Raw genomic sequence first — 17,479 nt, 5'->3', positions numbered from 1 at the left:
GTGATACATGTTGTGTCTTACGTTTTGTATTGCTTCTAAAGAATCTTATTCATTAGTATGAGGTTGTAATACTGCTAGAATCTTGGCGAAGCTAATTTTTTATGTCTTTGCACTAAAATTCGCCTTAAAAAAGGAGGAAAAGAAGAAGTTTTTATAACGAAAATTTGACGAATAGCATATGATTGAGTATTATGGAGAAGCTGACGGCTTGGCTAGACCTTGACCGCTTAGCAAGTGCAAAAGGGGGAAAGATAGCACATAAATCGGAAAACAATTATAGCGCCTGAGCTGAGGAAATTGGACGAAGATATCTTCAGCAGACGAGGTGGAGGTTTATCGAAAATTCGGCGGATGCCTCCCAATCGACATACCCGATTGTCATTTTTCATTTTGAAAGCATTTAAGTGATTGAATGTACAGAAAATGGAGAAGGTATAAGTAAAAGCAATAGATAAATAGGAAAACTTCACATATCGAAGCAAAGCACTATTTTAGATGGCTGAAATAGTACGAGGATGTGCGCGCATAAGTATGCTTATTTTTGAGATGAAAATAAGTGGTACTGTTTACGCCCACTGAAAAAAATTTCGATACGCTGAGGTCTAGTTTGTCATTGCGTTAATATGACAATATCGGAGGAAAAGTAATTATGTGTGGAATTGTAGGATATATTGGTGAATCAGATGCAAAGGAAATTTTATTAAAAGGGTTAGAAAAGCTTGAATACCGTGGCTATGACTCAGCAGGTATTGCTGTGCGCAATGAAGAGGGCGTAACGATCTTCAAAGAAAAAGGTCGTATCGCTGACTTGCGTGAAGCTGTAGACGAGGACGTTGCTGCAAAAGTTGGGATTGGTCATACACGTTGGGCAACTCACGGTGTGCCAAACCGCTTAAACGCTCACCCTCATCAAAGTGCATCAGGTCGTTTTACGATTGTGCATAATGGTGTTATCGAAAACTATCATTTATTACAAAAAACATATTTAAAAGGCATTCCAATGAAATCTGACACAGATACAGAAGTTATCGTGCAGTTAGTTGAGCTATTTGTGAAGGATGGTCTGCAAACAGCAGAAGCATTCCGCAAAACATTATCATTATTACACGGCTCTTACGCACTTGCATTGTTAGATGCTGAAGTGGCAGATACAATTTTTGTAGCGAAAAACAAATCACCACTTCTTGTAGGTGTAGGTGAAGGCTTTAACGTAGTTGCATCAGATGCGATGGCAATGCTACAAGTAACGGATCAATTCGTGGAATTACACGATAAAGAAGTTGTTATCGTACACAAAGGCAGTGTGGAAATTACAAAATTAGACGGCACAGTAGTAGAGCGTGCACCATATACAGCAGAGCTTGATATGAGCGATATTGAAAAAGGTACGTACCCTCACTATATGTTAAAAGAAATGGATGAACAGCCAACGGTTATCCGTAAAATCATTCAAGCATACGAAGGCGAAAATGGCGATTTAACAATTGATGCAAATATTTTACAAGCATTGCAAGCTGCAGACCGTTTATACATTATCGCTGCGGGCACAAGCTATCATGCAGGTTTAATTGGTAAACAATATTTCGAGAAAATGGCTGGTATTCCTGTTGAAGTGCATATTTCAAGTGAGTTTGGCTACAATATGCCATTACTATCAGAAAAGCCGCTATTCATCTTTATTACACAATCAGGTGAAACAGCGGATAGCCGCCAAGTGCTTGTGAAAATTAAAGAGCTAGGTTACCCAACATTAACAATTACAAACGTACAAGGTTCGACGCTGTCACGCGAAGCAGACCATACGCTATTATTACACGCAGGTCCTGAAATCGCAGTAGCTTCTACAAAAGCATATGTAGCACAAGTCGCAGTACTTGCAGTAACAGCTTATGTGACAGCAAAAGCAAGTGGTCAAGGCTTAGAATTTGATTTGAAACAAGAGCTTGCGATTGCAGCAAACGGTATTCAAACAATTATCGATTCAAAAGATGTATTAGAAGATATCGCAGAAGACTATTTAAAAATTGCACGCAATGCATTCTTCATCGGACGTAATATCGATTTCTGTGTAAGTCTTGAAGGTGCTTTGAAACTTAAAGAAATCTCATATATTCAAGCTGAAGGCTTTGCAGGTGGCGAACTCAAACACGGTACCATTGCTTTAATTGAAGAAGGAACACCAGTATTCGCCCTTGTAACACAGGAAGCGGTAGCATTAAATATTCGCGGCAATGTTAAAGAGGTAGCTGCACGTGGCGCTTATCCATGTATTATCGCAATGGCTGGCGTAGACGAAGACGGCGACCGTTTAATCATTCCGCATGTCAATGAATACTTAACACCACTCGTTTCAGTAGTACCATTACAGTTAATTAGCTACTATGCCGCATTACACCGCCGCTGCGACGTTGACAAACCTCGTAACTTAGCTAAATCAGTAACTGTAGAGTAGGGCTGGAGAGTTTGTGTTTGTTGTAGTTTTATAAAAAATATTCATTAAAGATCCTGCTATAATATGCAGGATCTTTTCTTATTCCACAATCGGGCTATATTGTTGAGTTATAAGCGTGAACTTGAACTGTATATTGAACACTATAATTACAAACGTATATAAGTAAAATTAAAAGGATTGAGCTCGGTACAATACCGAATTCAATCCTTAACTTAATATAGTGTTTTAGTGTCATATCAAAAAAGATAGGCGCTGGGTCATAATGCAGTAGGGATAATATTTACTATACTTGCATAGTAAACACCTCTACATTTTTTCTAGTATATTTTTTATGGGCTTTTGAAGTACGTCTATAATGGCAGCAATGATAGCTGTTACTAAAATTCCTATTAGACCAAGTGCTATCGGACCTGCTGCGTCTTCACCCGTGAACATAGCAAAAACCCTTAAGTAAACTATTATAAACAAAATGAAGATAATAATTATAAAAGCACACTTTTTTATAACCTTCAAGGATTTAAGGGATACCTCAGAAAACGCATTGTTTATATTGATATAACTCAATAATTTATATGCTTGATACAACGCAACAGAAAACGTAATGCATACTCCATAGGCACTTATTAGCAATGGATATATCGAGTAATCTCCTGGATGTACTTTCGCATCTCGTATAGCAGCTTGAGGTAACCAATATATACACACAGCAAGTACCGCAACGCCAATAAGAAAAGCTACGGTCTTTAAGAAAAAAGTTGAACTTAGTTTAACAATCATTTGAAGCACCTCACTGATTTAATAATAATAAGTTTTAATACGATGATAGTTTATTTTTTATCGTTTATCAATATATTTATGTTGTTTTTCATAAAATTATTGTTGCTATTAAGTAATTATTTAATAATCATGTAGGGATCGTACTTCAGTTATTATGAAAACTAATATACGTTTTGTCAAAATTATAAGGATGTTAAGATACCCTAATACTATAGCGAAAAACAATCTATATTTATTGTAAAACGATAAATTTTATGTTAAATTTATTTTGTCATTAAATAACTGAGGTGCTTACTATGAATGTTAAACGCGGTTCAACCACTTTTTTAAAGGTAATTATTTTTCTGGCTGGAATTGCAGTTCTTGCTTTATGTATATTTTTAGTGCCCCATATAGCGAATTTTGCATCGGAATTGTATCCAGATATTTCACCGATGAAATATCTCATTTTCATCGTAATGTATGGAGCGGCTGTACCTTTTTACGTTGCTCTCTATCAGGCCTTTAAACTTTTACGGTACATCGAGAAGAATACAGCGTTCTCGGAATTATCAGTAGAAGCATTAAAGAATATTAAGCGCTGTGCGATTATAATCAGTAGTTTGTATATATTGGGTATGCCACTCTTCTCTTTTATTGCGAAGAAAGTTGATCCTCCTGTTGGATTTATAGGACTTATTATCATTTTTGCATCGTTCGTAATTGCCGTTTTTGCTGCTATTCTCCAACGGCTTTTACAAGAAGCGATTAACATAAAATCAGAAAATGATTTGACGGTCTGAGGTGGATGATATGGCGATTATTATTAATATTGATGTAATGTTAGCGAAGCGAAAAATGAGCGTAACGGAGCTTTCGGAGAAGGTTGGAATTACTATGGCGAATCTTTCTATTCTAAAAAATGGGAAAGCAAAAGCGGTTCGTTTTTCAACATTAGAAGCGATTTGTAAAACTTTAGATTGCCAACCTGGTGATATTTTGGAGTATAAAGGCGATGAAGATACTGAATAAAAACAGATAATAAATCTGATTAACGAACAGGAGTTAATAGAGAATTAAAGGGGATAGCATAATTGCTATCCCTTTTTTGCTTTTATTGATGTAATATGTACTGTTTGCACATCAATAGGGAACCCGTTAAAGTACCCGACTTTGATTTCGCTAAACATGTACATAAGTCGTGATGTTTATAGAACTTAACTCTGTTTTTTATTGCTCAATCATAGCCCTTATCCATGTAGCGATGTCAATTGCGACGAGCCATTTGCTCTATACCATCAACGATTACTTTGTACAGTTGGTGCGGCAGGTCATGACCCATGCCGTCAACCAACATTAGCTCGGCACCTGGGATGGCAGAAGCAGTGTCCTCACCGCACGCCATGACGAACATGGGATCGTCCACCCCATGAATGACAAGTGTTGGTACTTTTATGTTCGCCAGCATCGGACGACGATCACCAGAGACAGCGATAGCAGCAATCTGTCGTCCGACGCTACCTGGATCATATGCTCGATGGGCCTCCTCCAAAATGAGCGCCCGATAAGCTTCTTCTTCAAACGGATAGCCTGTGCCTGCGATGCGTTTGGCAAAAGAGAGGCTGTGCGCCAAAAATCCTGCTTCATCCTCAAATGGGTTTGGCGCCGGTTTAGTCATCATTGCCATGACATCTGGTGCGGTTTGCGGAAGAGCGGGATTACCGGAACTGGACATAATGGATGTAAGTGATAACACACGTTTAGGGTACTCACTGGCTGCAATTTGGGCGATCATTCCGCCCATCGATCTGCCTACGAAATGTGCACAATCAATTGATAGGGCGTCGAGCAGTCCAATAGCGTCGTTGGACATGTCATCGAGAGTATAAGGGATGTCCGGTCGCTGTCCTGACATGAGAGCAGTCGCAAGAGCGTCAAAATTCAGCGTCGGATAATGGCTAAAGTGGGTCGAGCAACCGACATCGCGATTATCGAAGCGGATTACACGAAAGCCCCGCGCTGCTAATATCCGGCAAAACGAATCCGTCCATCGGATCATCTGGGTTCCAAGCCCAGCGATTAGGATAACAGCCTCGTCGTTCTCGTTACCGAAACTGTCATAGGCCAATTCGACGTCGTTGACTTTTAGGATATTTATCATTATGTTCTCCTCCTTTTATTTTGATGTCGGAAGTTCTGTTATAGGCAGAAGGCGTGAATCTTCGATCGCGGCAGTTCGATGTCCGATACCGGTCATGTATTCTTGATGATTTGAAAAAGCAAGAAACGACTCCGCACTGCTCTGACGAATCATCATGATAAAATCCCATCTTTCCTTTTCGGGCCCGATCAGAAACTCTCCGCCGTCGCCAAGAAACATCACTTCACCTCCGCTTTCATGGAGAAATGGGAGGGTGTGCTCAATATAGCGATTGAAAGCTTCTGCACCACTAATTGGGACCTCTGGTGCTAGCTCAGGGTGTGCTGTATAATCGGCAACTTTACGAAAACGCAGCAGATTCAGCATGACAATGTTACCCTCAATGCCTCGTTGCATGAATCTCATGCCAGCGCGTTGTGTTGGTTCGGTGTATGAAATGAATTCAAACTCTGTCATAGCGACTCCTTTCGTAGATCCTTTTTTATTTCAAATTATTTAACGATTTATATCAAACATTATATTGTTTTGTTTGTTATAAATCAAACGTTTTAATTAACTGTTTGTTTATTAGTTTGTATTTAATTGGTGAAGGGGTATCTGAGGGTAGGCATCTATAAAAAGTTAAGGGAACTAATTGAGGCTTATTTTGATTCATTACGGGCTAGTTTGCTCTAGATGTTTACACAATGTAAACACTACAATGAAATAGAAGCATTACGATTTATAAGTAAATAAAAATAAGCTATAAAGAGTAATCTCTTTATAGCTTATTTATTCGTTATTTATGCTCGCTCACGAGTTGAGTGGCTGGCTTTAAAAAGAACCAAACAATTAACAAAGTTAGTAGTGCTAATATAAAAGTACCCATATAAATGTAATGTACACTAGAAGCTAATGCCTCTTGCGATTTGGTTACGACGTTGGCTGTAGCTCCTCCATGACCACCAGATGAAACAAGATCAAGGTGCTGAATACCATGTGCATGGATCATCGTGTTGAAAAGCGCCCCGAAAACTGCAGCTCCTAATGTTTGGCTAAACGTATTGATAAATGTATTTAAGCCAATTGCTGTCCCACGTGTTTGATTTGAAACAGCTGTTTGAATTGTTACCATGTAAATAGGTGAAACAAGTCCCATCCCAAGTCCGAATAACCCAACTCCAACATAAATAAGGAACGCTAGGGAATCTGTTGACAATGTAAATAAAGTAAAGGCAGCAACTGACAGAACGCTAACCCCAATGAGGATGATTTGTTTCGTATTCAAGCGTCCAACTAATTTACCTGAAAAAATAGTCCCGACTGTCCACATAACAGGAAGCGGCATTAAAATGAGTCCAGCATCTGTCGCGTTTTTTCCTAATACACCTTGGCTCCAAATTGGTAAATACATCGTAATACTAATAAGCATTGCACCCGAAATAAGTGTTAGTATATTAATAGTAGATAATGTACGGTTAGAGAAAAGTGCTAGCGGAATTAGTGGTTCCGGAGATTTCTTCTCAATAAATAAGAAAATAACGAATGATACAACTGCAAAGAGTAATAGACCTATAATTGTCATGTCCCCCCAGTTGTTTTTACTGCTACCTGTTAATAACGCGTAAAGTAGAGCGATTGCACTTAATGAGAAGACTGTTGCGCCAAGATAGTCGATATGATGCTTAGCGGGCTTAATAGATTCTTTGTAATAAATGACAATCATTATACAAGCGATAATTCCAAATGGAACGTTTAAGAAAAAGATGTAGCGCCAAGAAAGAGAGTCAACTAAAAATCCGCCAACGAGAGGTCCGATAACACCAGAGATACCCCAAACGGCACTAATCCACCCCTGTGCTTTTGCACGGTCTTTCACTTCGCTATATAAGTCGCCAATAATGGTCATTGTTATTGGCATAATAGCGCCAGCGCCTAGACCTTGAAGGGCACGAAAGACGATGAGCTGTTCCATCGATGTCACGACACCGCAAAGAGCAGAGCCAACTAAAAATATTGTAGCCCCAATAAGTAAAACTTTTTTTCGACCAAATAAATCCGCCAGTTTCCCGTATATTGGAGTCGAAACAGCAGTGGCAAGCATATAAATTGCATAGACCCAACTAACGAGTTCGACACCCGATAAATCACTTGTTATACGGGGAATTGCTGTACTAATAATTGTTCCTTCTACAGCAGAAAGGAAAGTCATTAACATTAATGACATAATAACTTTTTTTCTCATATTTTTCCTCTAACTTCCATCTTGTTAAATTTATTCAATATATAACTTACCTTTAAATCTTCCAAATAACAAATCTATTTTACATGTGTAAGATGAATAGCCTAACTGTGAACAGAAATGTTCTACGGAATAAACGGGTGGTTTTTATCAAATAATATTAACTTTAATTGAATCTTCGGCATTGTCAAATCCAAATAACTACTTTAGTATACATTTTCGTTTAGATTAGCTTGTAGATTGTGTGCTACCTTTTTTAATTCACTTTTCGTATATCATCATTGGTATCCGCATAGGTTTTGATGAAAAATCCGTCAGTCTCTGACCATTCCGCATACAAAATATCTTGAATAGTCGTATAGCCTTCCTTTAGCAGTTCATCGTATAGCCATTCTTTTGACTTGCCCGTGTATTTTAAGATTTCTTCGTTGATTTCTCCTTCATCTACATAAAGGAAATTAATTGACTCGTCTTTTGGCTTTAAATTGAGCATGGCTGGTGTGACCATATCGAATTTTGCATATTTTTTTAAGCTGACAGTACCACCAGGCTCCAAGTACAAATCACAAACTTCACGCAGTGAGAATACCCCTTGTTGCCTTAACATAATGCGTAATTGCTCCATTTCCAAGTGATTCGCTTCTAGTTCTTTTAAGTTGAATTCGCCATTTTTGATTAAAATCGACGTTTCCCCTTTCAAAAGAACCCTTAATTTATCGTAGCGCTGTGATGAAATTTCGATAATAAATAACATTACTCCCCAAACGGTCACTGCGAACCAGACATGAAGCGGTGAAATTTTGTTATCATAGATGCTTTCTTCCAATATGCCACCAAGTACAATGGAATAAATAAAATCAAAGGGGGTGAGCTGCGATATTTCTTTTTTGCCCAACAAACGCGTCACAATTAATAAAGCAATGAACCCAAAAAATAACTTCGAGCCAATATTTACATATGTCATAAATTCAACTCCTCCACGTATTGTATTTAAATTTTTTTAAGCAAAATGAGGATACGAATGACGTATCCTCTCTGGTAATATTTCAGTTCATAGTTTAAGAGCCTATAGCACTCACGTAAAATTGATTCAAACTTCGCTAAATTTCCTCTCCTAGCAGTAGTGTCCTATACCCGTTCTGCCGAAAAACCCAACCTCTGAAGCGAAGCATTAAAGGTTGCCTTATTCAAAATTTCACCATGAGGAATCGTTTACCAATTATTAACAAGGTATAATATTCATATAATTTAGGGTTCTTAATTACCTAAATAGAAAAGGAAGAAATTATGAAGATTGAAAAGGGAACGGAAAATAATATCGGGGAAATTGAATCTTTGTATAATGATTTAAATGCTTATCTTGATGCGCATATAAATTACCCTGGATGGAAAAAAGGTGTCTATCCTATAAAAGAAACTGCAGTACATGGTATACAGGAAGGCAATTTATATGTGATGAAAGATGGGGAACATATTGTTGGCACTGTCATATTAAGACATGAGCAAGAAGCAGCTTATTCTAAAGCTAATTGGTATCATGATTTCGATGATGAAGAAATATTGGTTATTAACACTTTTGCTGTACATCCTACATACCTTAATAAAGGAATTGGAACAAGACTTATGGATTTTATTATTCAACATAGTAAGGAAATGAACATAAAAGCTATTCGTCTGGATGTATATGAAAAAAATAAACCAGCTATAAAACTTTATAGAAAATATGGTTTTGAGTATATTGATGCCATTGATTTAGGATACAGTAAATATGGTTTAGATAAATTCGAACTTTATCAAAAGCTACTATAAATTCAAGTTTTAATGAGCAGTTAGTCTATACAGAGTAACTGCTTTTTGTTCTATAAAAGTAATTTAACAATGCAGTCCTGTAGCTACCTTTTTTAAATAATAAATTGACAAATATTATCATATGATTTAAAGTAACGAATAATTGAATGGAGGAGATTCTATGCGGGTTTTAAAGCATCTAATATCAACAACTACACATCATCATACCCATTAGTCTTGCTATCTGTATTAATTTATTAATATTGAATAGGACGACTATTTCTCATGAAATCGTATAACTAAGCCGATGTTGGAGCTTATGTTTGTACGGTTTTTTATTTTCTTAAAAACAAAGGAGAGACGATGATGAAGAAAATGGATGATCAAAATGTTAGAGAAACACAAGATTATTTACCTGAGCAAGAGCTTATTCGTCGTAAAATTCGCCGCACATAATAAAAAAAATTAAGAAAAGCGATGAATAAAGTGAATCGTGACAACATTCCATTTGTAATTGTGTTAGGAGAATAAGAAGTTACGGAAAATCAATATGTTGTAAAAAACATGGAGACCGTAGAGACCGCTATTAAAATAACAGACGTAAGGGGATACACTATGGAAATTCGAATTTTAAATAAATCAGATGCTCAGTTGTATCAAGAAGTTCGATTAAGTGCGTTACAAATCAATCCAGAGGCATTTGGTTCAACATATGAGTGTGAAGTAAACTTTTCATTAGAAACTATAGCAGGGCGATTAGAACCAACGAACGATAAATTTGTCCTTGGTGCCTTCAATGACAACAATTCGTTAGTTGGAATTGTCACTTATATGCGCGAAAGCACTGTGAAAACTCGCCATAAAGGAAATGTTTTCGGAATGTATGTAGCACCTGAAGGAAGAGGTCAGGGCGTAGGGAAATTACTTATGCGTAAACTAATAGAGAAGGCAAAAAGTTGTGAAGGTTTGGAGCAAATTAAATTAACAGTTGTCTCTGACAATATTTCAGCCAAGAAGTTGTATATGTCTTTAGGTTTTAAAGTGTATGGTGTAGAACGGAATGCCCTCAAATTTAATGGGCAGTATTGTGACGAGGATTTGATGGTTTTACATATGTAAGAAAATGAGATGAGATCTTCAAATTACTTTGCTCTTAAGAGGTCATAGTATTTTGGAGTTTACTGCAACATAAAAAGTAAATACTAGATTCTTTTTTTTGCTATTTAGTCATTTACTATAATAGAGATATCTTTTGCACAACAAAGGGGGAGAATGAGTTGCAACTCTTGTTAGAGAACGTAAAAGATTTAACTTTTTTAATCATATTACTTTCGAGTTTTGTTTATCATAGGCAGCTTAAATTAACGAAATGGAAAAGGAAGCTTTCGAAGGGTGAAATGGTGATGTATCTACTTACCTCCATAGCAATTCCTATCTATGGGATTATTTATTTGGCTCAGCTTTTTGGGACGTAAAAGGTAGGATATTTATGCTTTCACTGATTATGCGGGGACATTTCCTACAATGGGGGACATTTCAACAAAAAGTAGCATAGGATAATTTTATAATCTGTGAGAGGATTGAGAAAATGTACTATGTTCCTTATTATGTAAATCTACCAATGTATAGCTATGGCAATCAGCCTATTCACTGGCCTGTTCCTCATGAGGTAGTGCTTGCAAATCAAGCTGGCTACGGTAATCACAATCAAATGACAACCGATTTTGGACAAAAACCCTTTGTTGTTAATATGGAGGAGGCAACTAAGCTCAATAATACGTACCGTACTGCTATATGGACAGGAGATCATTTGCAAATTACATTAATGACTGTAAATGTTGGTGACGATATAGGTTTAGAGGTGCATCCGCATGTCGATCAGTTTTTATATATTGAACAAGGGCAGGGGGTTGCTCAAATGGGCGCTAGTAAAGATCATTTAAGCTTTACTAGAAATGTCTATGATGATTATGCCATCGTGGTCCCTGCTGGAACATGGCACAATGTAACCAATACAGGGAATGGGCCATTAAAGCTGTTTTCAATCTATGCGCCTCCTAACCACCCATTTGGAACTGTTCATGCTACGAAAGCAGATGCAGTGGCAGCAGAAGAGGGTTATGGTCATTAGCAAATAATAAATTATGAATGATAGGCAGAGTTGTTGATATATTGCAACTTTGCTTTTTTTCATGCCAAGAAAAACAATTGTTAGCAGGGCGATTGACGAAATAAAAAATAACGTGTTATAATTATCTCGAATTCAAGATAAATTAATTCGAGATAATAACAAACGTCTATAAATTGTTCATTGTTAGAAGTTTGAAGTAGCACATAGTTAGAAACTATAAACAAGAATAAGCAATAAATTATTTGTGAAGGAGAATCGTCATTATGAAAAAACATACAGAAGGTATACACCATATCACAGCAATTGTTGGGCATCCACAGGAGAATGTTGATTTTTATGCTGGAATTTTAGGTTTACGCTTAGTAAAAAAAACGGTCAATTTTGACGACCCAGGAACATATCATCTTTATTTTGGCAACAATGCTGGGAAACCAGGTACCATTATTACATTTTTCCCGTGGGCAAACGCTTATAAAGGACGCATCGGTGATGGGCAAGTAGGCGTTACAACATATGTTGTACCAGAGGGGGCATTACCTTTTTGGATTAATCGTCTTGCAAAATTTTCTATTCCATTCAAAAAAGCCGAACGCTTTGGAGAGCAAGTCGTTCAATTAGATGATCCACATGGACTTCATATTGAATTAGTAGCACGTGCAGAAGGCGATTTAAATAATTGGGTATTTGGCGAGGTTACACCAGAGGTTGCAATCAAAGGCTTTGGTGGCGCAACACTTTATTCAAGTCGTCCACAAGAAACCGAGAAGGTATTAACAGATGTAATGGGGCTTGAAAAAATAGCAACAGAAGGCGAATATGTACGCTTTCAATCAAGTGCCGATATCGGAAATATTATTGACTTAAAAACTGTACCGGGCATACGTGGTCAAATGGGTGTCGGAACAGTCCATCATATTGCTTGGCGAGCAAAGGACAATGCAGATCACATAGAGTGGCAAGAGTATGTAATGAATCGTGGGCAACATGTAACGGAAGTAAAGGACCGTAATTATTTTAACGCTATTTATTTCCGTGAAGCAGGTGAAATTTTATTTGAAATTGCGACAGATCCACCAGGATTCGCACATGATGAAACATTTGAAACAATGGGTAGTCAATTAATGTTACCATTGCAGTATGAGCAACATCGTGAACAACTGGAAAGAACATTAATACCAATTAAAGTTCGTTCGGTTGATTGATAAAAAGGGGGACGAAACTTTTGATTTCGATTGATCCTAAAAAAAATACAGAACGTGAAAACTATAAATTATTAACTGGTAGTATTATTCCGAGACCTATTGCTTTTGTGACGACAAAGTCAGAGCAAGGTGTTATGAATGGCGCACCGTTTAGTTATTTCAATATCGTATCAGCAAACCCGCCGATGATTTCATTAGCAATTCAAAGATCGAAAGGGTACTTAAAAGATACTGCTCGTCATATTCAGTATCAAGGGCAATTTGTTGTGCATATTGTAGATGAAGATAATGTTAGCCAGGTTAATGAAACAGCGGCTACGTTGCCTGTAACTGAAAGTGAGATTGAAAAAGCCAACTTTACAGTGGTAGACAGTCATTGTATTAACGTTCCTGGCGTTAAAGAGGCGAAAGTTCGGATGGAGTGTCGCTTAGTACAGACAATCCCCTTGCTAAATGGGGATGAGCAGACAGGTGAATTATTTATCGGTGAGGTCGTACAATTTCATTTAGATGATGCCATTTATTGTGAAGGAAAGATAGATCCAAGAGCACTAAAGGCAGTTAGTAGGCTTGCGGGATCGAGTTATGCAAAAATAGGAGATCTTTTTGAAATAGAACGTCCTATATAGTCAGACAGAAAAGTTAATTAAAAAAGATATGCTTGTGAATGGAGCGTACGAGAAATCAACGGACCTCCATTCATGAGCATTATCCTTCTTGAATACTTACCTCTATTATTTCATTTCCTGACATGCCCAAGCATCAATCTCTACCTTGAATGCTGGCGCAGCAAGTGCTACTACATACAACATCGTCATACATGGGACGTGATCGCCAAAAAAGTCATTCATCACTTTTTTTCTTTCTGTTGAGTCAAAATCCCCGACTAAGTAAAAAACCACTTTTGTTAAATCATCAACAGTCATGCTAGCACTTTCAAGATTTTTTTTAATATTGTTAAGTGCTAATTTTAATTGAGCTATTGGATCTTCAGGCACAGTGCCGTCTACCGTCATCCCTATTTGTCCAGATAATGTTAGCCATTTAGTTGGACCCGTTATTTCAATCTGGTGAACGTAAGGAGCAACAGGTGGATGAATTTCCTTGGGATTTCTTGAGATTTTCATATAATCAATCCTTATCTAGACGAATTTAGTGAAACTTCTAAAATATCGTACGAAAATTAACATAAAAACGTTATTTAGATGCTGTTTACCAAATAAGTTGCTTTTGATATCGCAGTTTATAGGGTTATAATAGAATTAATAAAATTCAGGCTTTAACGCTGGTATAGCTTTCAATACACTATGATTAATAGTATTGTGTCTTTCATTTTAATTCGAAAAGTGTAAAAAATCTAATGTATATGGATTTACTTCTTGGATTAGATTGTTATGAGTAAGATAACGCCATATTGTTTTATTTTATGGGAAATAGAAATACTCTTCTATCTTTAAGCTCAAATAATGACATGAAAATTATATATATTGATAACTAATATGTTGTCTGCTTGCTTAATATTATCATATTTTGTAAGTTGGCAGTTGAGGCGAAGCTGTTTTGTGGAAGGAGCGAATGCATGAGTAATTTTTTTCGAAGTAATGGATTTAAACGTTTTATTATTCTAGCTGGGATCGCTGTTGCATTATATTTAATGCGCAGTATGATTAACCTTATTCTTCTCACATTCATTATGACTTACTTAATGAATGAGCTCTCTACTAAGGCGACTAAAGAGTTTAGACGTATTGCGCCAATCAATGAAAAAGCGATGATAGTTGCGCTTTATCTTCTACTTGTTGCCGGGATTATTGCTGTCATCTATAAGTATTTGCCAGTTGTGACCCAACAGATTACACAGCTTTTTGATTTGATTGCAGCTTTTAATCTCAATCCGAATGATAACGAGATTGCGAGATATTTAGCTCCGACATTTGAGAAGATTGAACTCGGAAAATATTTAGAGCAAGGCGTAGACATTACACTTAAAAATTTAACAAACATTGGTAAAGTCATTTTGCACGTTTTCATCGCGCTTATTTTGAGTTTGTTCATTCTTCTGGAGAAGAAACGAATTATTGAATTTACTGCAAAATTTAAAGATAGTAAAATTGGTCCGCTTTACGATGAGTTAACGTATTTCTCTAGAATATTTATTCGTTCTTTTGGTAAAGTAATTGAAGCGCAATTTATCATTGCTGCTGTAAATTGTGTTTTATCTGTTATAGCTCTCTCTATCATGGGCTTCCCACATTTAATTGCACTCGGAATAATGCTTTTCATCTTAGGTTTAATTCCTGTAGCAGGGGTTATTATTTCATTGGTTCCACTTAGCATTATTGCCTATAGTATTGGTGGTCCGATGTACATTGTCTACATTCTTATTATTGTAGTGGTACTACATGCGATTGAGGCATATTTCTTAAATCCGAAGCTTATGTCTGCCAAAACGAATCTTCCTATTTTTTATACATTTATCGTAATCCTGTTCTCTGAGCAATTCCTTGGAGTATGGGGGCTAATTATCGGGATTCCGTTGTTTATGTTCCTGCTCGATGTTCTAGGTGTTACGTCCTCTGAGGGAGAACCTAAACAAACTGTAGCTATAAAAGTAAATAAGTAAAATCAAAAAAGGAAGCATCGCTTTATGCGTATGCTTCCTTTTTATGGTGCCAGGCACTCAAACAATTTCCCTATGTCTCGCCAAGGAAAAATCCACGTAGACTCCTGCGGGAACGCACGTAATGTAAGACGCAACAAACCACTCGACAGCGAGGGTTGCGGCTTACAAGGTGCCCGCAAAAAGCGTAGTGGATTTTTTCGATTTAGGTGCAGGGATCTATACAAAGTGCCAGGCACTCAAACAATTTGCGGAAAGCACCCGCCCGTAGCAGAGATCAATGGCAGTATTTATTATTTTTGAAATCCCACAGAGTTTGAAAAAACCGCACGTGGCTTTCTTCTGATATATAAGAAAATCAGCAATGCAGTAATACCTTCAGCGACGGGGAAAGTCCACCAAATTGCTTGTGCTCCTAGTAATTTAGGTAGCAATAAGAGCGCTGGAATAAATAAAATAATACTGCGCAGTAACATAATAGTTGTTGCAAGGCGAATTTTTTCAATAGATTGGAAAAACTCTGCAAGTACCATGTTTAAGCCTAAGAAGACATAGCCAATTGCAAATTGAACAAATCCTTGGGTTGCTATTTGGCGAATTTCAAACGTACTATCGCCGAATAACGCTATTAACTGTGAAGGGAATAGCATAGCAATAATGGCAATGCTTAAACCGAGAATAAGAGCGGTTGCTAAGCCAATTTTCAATAGCGCTGTTAAACGCTTTGTTAATCTGGCACCATGGTGGTAGCTGACAAGAGGTTGTAGAGCCATACCAATACCTAAAAATACGGTTAATAATACTGTATGAATATAGTTAACCATTGCATATGCTGTTACGCCGTTTGCGCCAAGGTAATGCAAAAATGATACATTATATAAAATAACGATAATCGCCATGGAAGCTTCTACGATAAAGCTTGGTAAACCAATGGAAAATATTTTCTTTAAATCGGATAGGCTGAAAAATGAAGATACAAATTTTAATTCAGATTGCTTTCTGAAGAAATGGAGACATAGCACCGACATGCCAATGATTGTAGAGATTGCTGTCGCTAAAGCGCAACCTTTTACACCGTAATGGAGCACGAAAATAAATACGTAGTTTAATAATATATTTAAAATGGATGTAGTGATTAAACCCATCATTGCAAGCTTTGGATTTCCATCATTGCGAATAAAAATACTTAATAAGTTTTCAATTGTGTAAAAGACACCAAATATCAAAATTACATGTAAATATTCTTGCACATAAGGATAAGTAACATCACTTGCCCCAAAAATATAGGCAATTTCCTTTAAGTTTACTAAAAGTAATAGCACCAACGTTAAAACTACTGCAAGCATCGTTGTAAATGCGAGTGTGAAAATCTGATGTGCTCGTTTTTTATTGCCTTCTCCAAGTGAAATGGAGTACAAAGTGGCACCCCCCATACCAATCCACAGAGAAATTGATAGTAAGATGGAGAAAATCGGAACGGCAATATTGACACCTGCTAGAGCAGTTGGGCCAACCCCATGACTGACAAATATACCATCAACTAAGATGTTTACAGACATGAGTAGCATACCAATCATCGCTGGGAATAAGTAGGATAAAAACAATGGCTTTAACGGTCTTGTTTCAATTGAATTAATTGTCGTCATGAGCAACTACCTCTCTTACCATGACCTTTTCGCCCTTTTCATCTAGTTCACCGTTAAAGGCAAATCCAAACTTTTTATAGAGCTGAATGGCTACTTTATTGTTGTCATAGACGCTTAAAAATATTTTTTGGCAATTGTATTTTGTTTGTAAGAAACTGATAAGCTGCTGTAAAAAGTACTTTCCAAGTCCTTTATGCTGATAACGCTCATCAATTAAATAGCGGTCTAGCCAAACGCGTTGTGTATCGTCCTCGTGAGGAAATACACCATACATTGCGAAGCCTACCGGGATATCCTCCTTGTACAAACCAACTGGAATAAATCGTCGATCGTCTTTTGCCTCGTCTAAGCATTGTTGTGTACTTTCAATAAAGTCCTGCTGATTGTCAGCGATGTGTAAAGCTAATACTTCTTCTTTGTTTAAAGCTGTGATGTCACGTATTTCCGTGAACATAATGTCAAAACCTTTCTAAATTTATTGTGAATAGGTACAATCTAAAGT

Annotated in this window: 17 protein-coding genes; 9 read left to right on the top strand and 8 right to left on the bottom strand. The window is 37.0% G+C overall.

What is annotated here, in order from left to right:
- Positions 1-649: 649 nt before the first annotated feature.
- A complete protein-coding gene (gene glmS, locus ACIQXW_RS21580; RefSeq protein ID WP_340821812.1) occupies positions 650-2,452 on the top strand; it encodes a glutamine--fructose-6-phosphate transaminase (isomerizing) in 1,803 nt (600 codons plus the stop codon).
- Between the two features lie 306 nt (positions 2,453-2,758).
- On the opposite strand, the gene ACIQXW_RS21575 is transcribed toward glmS, so the two are convergent.
- The gene (locus ACIQXW_RS21575; RefSeq protein WP_402765422.1) at positions 2,759-3,229 is read right to left on the bottom strand and encodes a DUF2975 domain-containing protein; all 471 of its coding nucleotides are present in this window, start codon (positions 3,227-3,229) and stop codon (positions 2,759-2,761) included.
- A gap of 296 nt (positions 3,230-3,525) precedes the next feature.
- Between ACIQXW_RS21575 and ACIQXW_RS21570 the strand changes: the two genes are divergently transcribed.
- Together ACIQXW_RS21570 and ACIQXW_RS21565 are read left to right on the top strand one after the other, a co-directional pair.
- Entirely contained in the window at positions 3,526-4,011 is a 486-nt protein-coding gene (locus tag ACIQXW_RS21570; RefSeq protein WP_402765419.1) for a DUF2975 domain-containing protein, read from the top strand.
- 10 nt (positions 4,012-4,021) lie between these two features.
- Complete coding sequence (locus ACIQXW_RS21565; protein ID WP_401021465.1) at positions 4,022-4,240, top strand: helix-turn-helix domain-containing protein; 219 nt, start codon at positions 4,022-4,024, stop codon at positions 4,238-4,240.
- 235 nt (positions 4,241-4,475) lie between these two features.
- On the opposite strand, the gene ACIQXW_RS21560 is transcribed toward ACIQXW_RS21565, so the two are convergent.
- The 4 genes from ACIQXW_RS21560 to ACIQXW_RS21545 all read right to left on the bottom strand — a co-directional run bounded on the left by ACIQXW_RS21560 (position 4,476) and on the right by ACIQXW_RS21545 (position 8,554).
- A complete protein-coding gene (locus tag ACIQXW_RS21560; RefSeq protein WP_402765447.1) occupies positions 4,476-5,366 on the bottom strand; it encodes an alpha/beta fold hydrolase in 891 nt (296 codons plus the stop codon).
- 18 nt (positions 5,367-5,384) lie between these two features.
- Entirely contained in the window at positions 5,385-5,825 is a 441-nt protein-coding gene (locus tag ACIQXW_RS21555) for a DUF1330 domain-containing protein (RefSeq protein ID WP_402765416.1), read from the bottom strand.
- Positions 5,826-6,147: 322 nt separating this feature from the next.
- A complete protein-coding gene (locus ACIQXW_RS21550) occupies positions 6,148-7,593 on the bottom strand; it encodes an MDR family MFS transporter (RefSeq protein WP_402765413.1) in 1,446 nt (481 codons plus the stop codon).
- Between the two features lie 253 nt (positions 7,594-7,846).
- Positions 7,847-8,554: a DUF421 domain-containing protein gene (locus ACIQXW_RS21545; protein WP_402765410.1), complete on the bottom strand. Its 708-nt coding sequence runs from the start codon at positions 8,552-8,554 to the stop codon at positions 7,847-7,849.
- 323 nt (positions 8,555-8,877) lie between these two features.
- On the opposite strand from ACIQXW_RS21545, the gene ACIQXW_RS21540 reads away from it, so the two are divergent.
- The 5 genes from ACIQXW_RS21540 to ACIQXW_RS21520 all read left to right on the top strand — a co-directional run bounded on the left by ACIQXW_RS21540 (position 8,878) and on the right by ACIQXW_RS21520 (position 13,340).
- On the top strand, positions 8,878-9,399 hold the full coding sequence (locus ACIQXW_RS21540) for a GNAT family N-acetyltransferase (RefSeq protein WP_402765407.1): 522 nt from the start codon (positions 8,878-8,880) through the stop codon (positions 9,397-9,399).
- Between the two features lie 594 nt (positions 9,400-9,993).
- Positions 9,994-10,497 (top strand): GNAT family N-acetyltransferase, encoded by a 504-nt coding sequence (locus ACIQXW_RS21535; RefSeq protein ID WP_402765405.1) that lies wholly within the window; start codon positions 9,994-9,996, stop codon positions 10,495-10,497.
- A gap of 469 nt (positions 10,498-10,966) precedes the next feature.
- Positions 10,967-11,509: a cupin domain-containing protein gene (locus ACIQXW_RS21530; protein ID WP_402765402.1), complete on the top strand. Its 543-nt coding sequence runs from the start codon at positions 10,967-10,969 to the stop codon at positions 11,507-11,509.
- A 263-nt stretch (positions 11,510-11,772) separates the two neighbouring features.
- Complete coding sequence (locus ACIQXW_RS21525) at positions 11,773-12,711, top strand: ring-cleaving dioxygenase (RefSeq protein WP_402765399.1); 939 nt, start codon at positions 11,773-11,775, stop codon at positions 12,709-12,711.
- A gap of 20 nt (positions 12,712-12,731) precedes the next feature.
- Positions 12,732-13,340: a flavin reductase family protein gene (locus ACIQXW_RS21520; protein WP_340821840.1), complete on the top strand. Its 609-nt coding sequence runs from the start codon at positions 12,732-12,734 to the stop codon at positions 13,338-13,340.
- 105 nt (positions 13,341-13,445) lie between these two features.
- Here ACIQXW_RS21520 and ACIQXW_RS21515 read toward each other — a convergent pair whose 3' ends face one another.
- Complete coding sequence (locus tag ACIQXW_RS21515; RefSeq protein WP_402765396.1) at positions 13,446-13,838, bottom strand: RidA family protein; 393 nt, start codon at positions 13,836-13,838, stop codon at positions 13,446-13,448.
- 452 nt (positions 13,839-14,290) lie between these two features.
- Here ACIQXW_RS21515 and ACIQXW_RS21510 point away from each other — a divergent pair, with 452 nt between their 5' ends.
- A complete protein-coding gene (locus tag ACIQXW_RS21510; protein ID WP_340821842.1) occupies positions 14,291-15,334 on the top strand; it encodes an AI-2E family transporter in 1,044 nt (347 codons plus the stop codon).
- Positions 15,335-15,624: 290 nt separating this feature from the next.
- Here ACIQXW_RS21510 and ACIQXW_RS21505 read toward each other — a convergent pair whose 3' ends face one another.
- Together ACIQXW_RS21505 and ACIQXW_RS21500 are read right to left on the bottom strand one after the other, a co-directional pair.
- On the bottom strand, positions 15,625-16,977 hold the full coding sequence (locus ACIQXW_RS21505) for an MATE family efflux transporter (protein ID WP_401021482.1): 1,353 nt from the start codon (positions 16,975-16,977) through the stop codon (positions 15,625-15,627).
- Positions 16,964-17,431 carry a GNAT family N-acetyltransferase gene (locus ACIQXW_RS21500; RefSeq protein WP_402765391.1) on the bottom strand — a complete coding sequence of 156 codons (468 nt, stop codon included), beginning with the start codon at positions 17,429-17,431 and terminating at the stop codon, positions 16,964-16,966. The genes ACIQXW_RS21505 and ACIQXW_RS21500 overlap by 14 nt, the downstream gene beginning before the upstream one ends.
- Positions 17,432-17,479 lie beyond the last annotated feature (48 nt).

Source organism: Lysinibacillus sp. NPDC097162, assembly GCF_044762185.1.
Taxonomy (GTDB): domain Bacteria; phylum Bacillota; class Bacilli; order Bacillales_A; family Planococcaceae; genus Lysinibacillus.
This window is presented reverse-complemented; position numbering and strand designations above follow the sequence as displayed.

Excerpts from the sequence above, each read along its gene's own strand:
- ACIQXW_RS21535 (WP_402765405.1), top strand. The coding sequence starts at position 9,994 with ATGGAAATTCGAATTTTAAATAAATCAGATGCTCAGTTGTATCAAGAA.
- ACIQXW_RS21565 (WP_401021465.1), top strand. The coding sequence starts at position 4,022 with ATGGCGATTATTATTAATATTGATGTAATGTTAGCGAAGCGAAAAATG.
- ACIQXW_RS21570 (WP_402765419.1), top strand. The coding sequence starts at position 3,526 with ATGAATGTTAAACGCGGTTCAACCACTTTTTTAAAGGTAATTATTTTT.
- ACIQXW_RS21555 (WP_402765416.1), bottom strand. The coding sequence starts at position 5,825 with ATGACAGAGTTTGAATTCATTTCATACACCGAACCAACACAACGCGCT.
- ACIQXW_RS21530 (WP_402765402.1), top strand. The coding sequence starts at position 10,967 with ATGTACTATGTTCCTTATTATGTAAATCTACCAATGTATAGCTATGGC.
- ACIQXW_RS21575 (WP_402765422.1), bottom strand. The coding sequence starts at position 3,229 with ATGATTGTTAAACTAAGTTCAACTTTTTTCTTAAAGACCGTAGCTTTT.
- ACIQXW_RS21500 (WP_402765391.1), bottom strand. The coding sequence starts at position 17,431 with ATGTTCACGGAAATACGTGACATCACAGCTTTAAACAAAGAAGAAGTA.
- ACIQXW_RS21510 (WP_340821842.1), top strand. The coding sequence starts at position 14,291 with ATGAGTAATTTTTTTCGAAGTAATGGATTTAAACGTTTTATTATTCTA.
- ACIQXW_RS21505 (WP_401021482.1), bottom strand. The coding sequence starts at position 16,977 with ATGACGACAATTAATTCAATTGAAACAAGACCGTTAAAGCCATTGTTT.
- ACIQXW_RS21525 (WP_402765399.1), top strand. The coding sequence starts at position 11,773 with ATGAAAAAACATACAGAAGGTATACACCATATCACAGCAATTGTTGGG.
- ACIQXW_RS21515 (WP_402765396.1), bottom strand. The coding sequence starts at position 13,838 with ATGAAAATCTCAAGAAATCCCAAGGAAATTCATCCACCTGTTGCTCCT.
- ACIQXW_RS21540 (WP_402765407.1), top strand. The coding sequence starts at position 8,878 with ATGAAGATTGAAAAGGGAACGGAAAATAATATCGGGGAAATTGAATCT.
- glmS (WP_340821812.1), top strand. The coding sequence starts at position 650 with ATGTGTGGAATTGTAGGATATATTGGTGAATCAGATGCAAAGGAAATT.
- ACIQXW_RS21550 (WP_402765413.1), bottom strand. The coding sequence starts at position 7,593 with ATGAGAAAAAAAGTTATTATGTCATTAATGTTAATGACTTTCCTTTCT.
- ACIQXW_RS21545 (WP_402765410.1), bottom strand. The coding sequence starts at position 8,554 with ATGACATATGTAAATATTGGCTCGAAGTTATTTTTTGGGTTCATTGCT.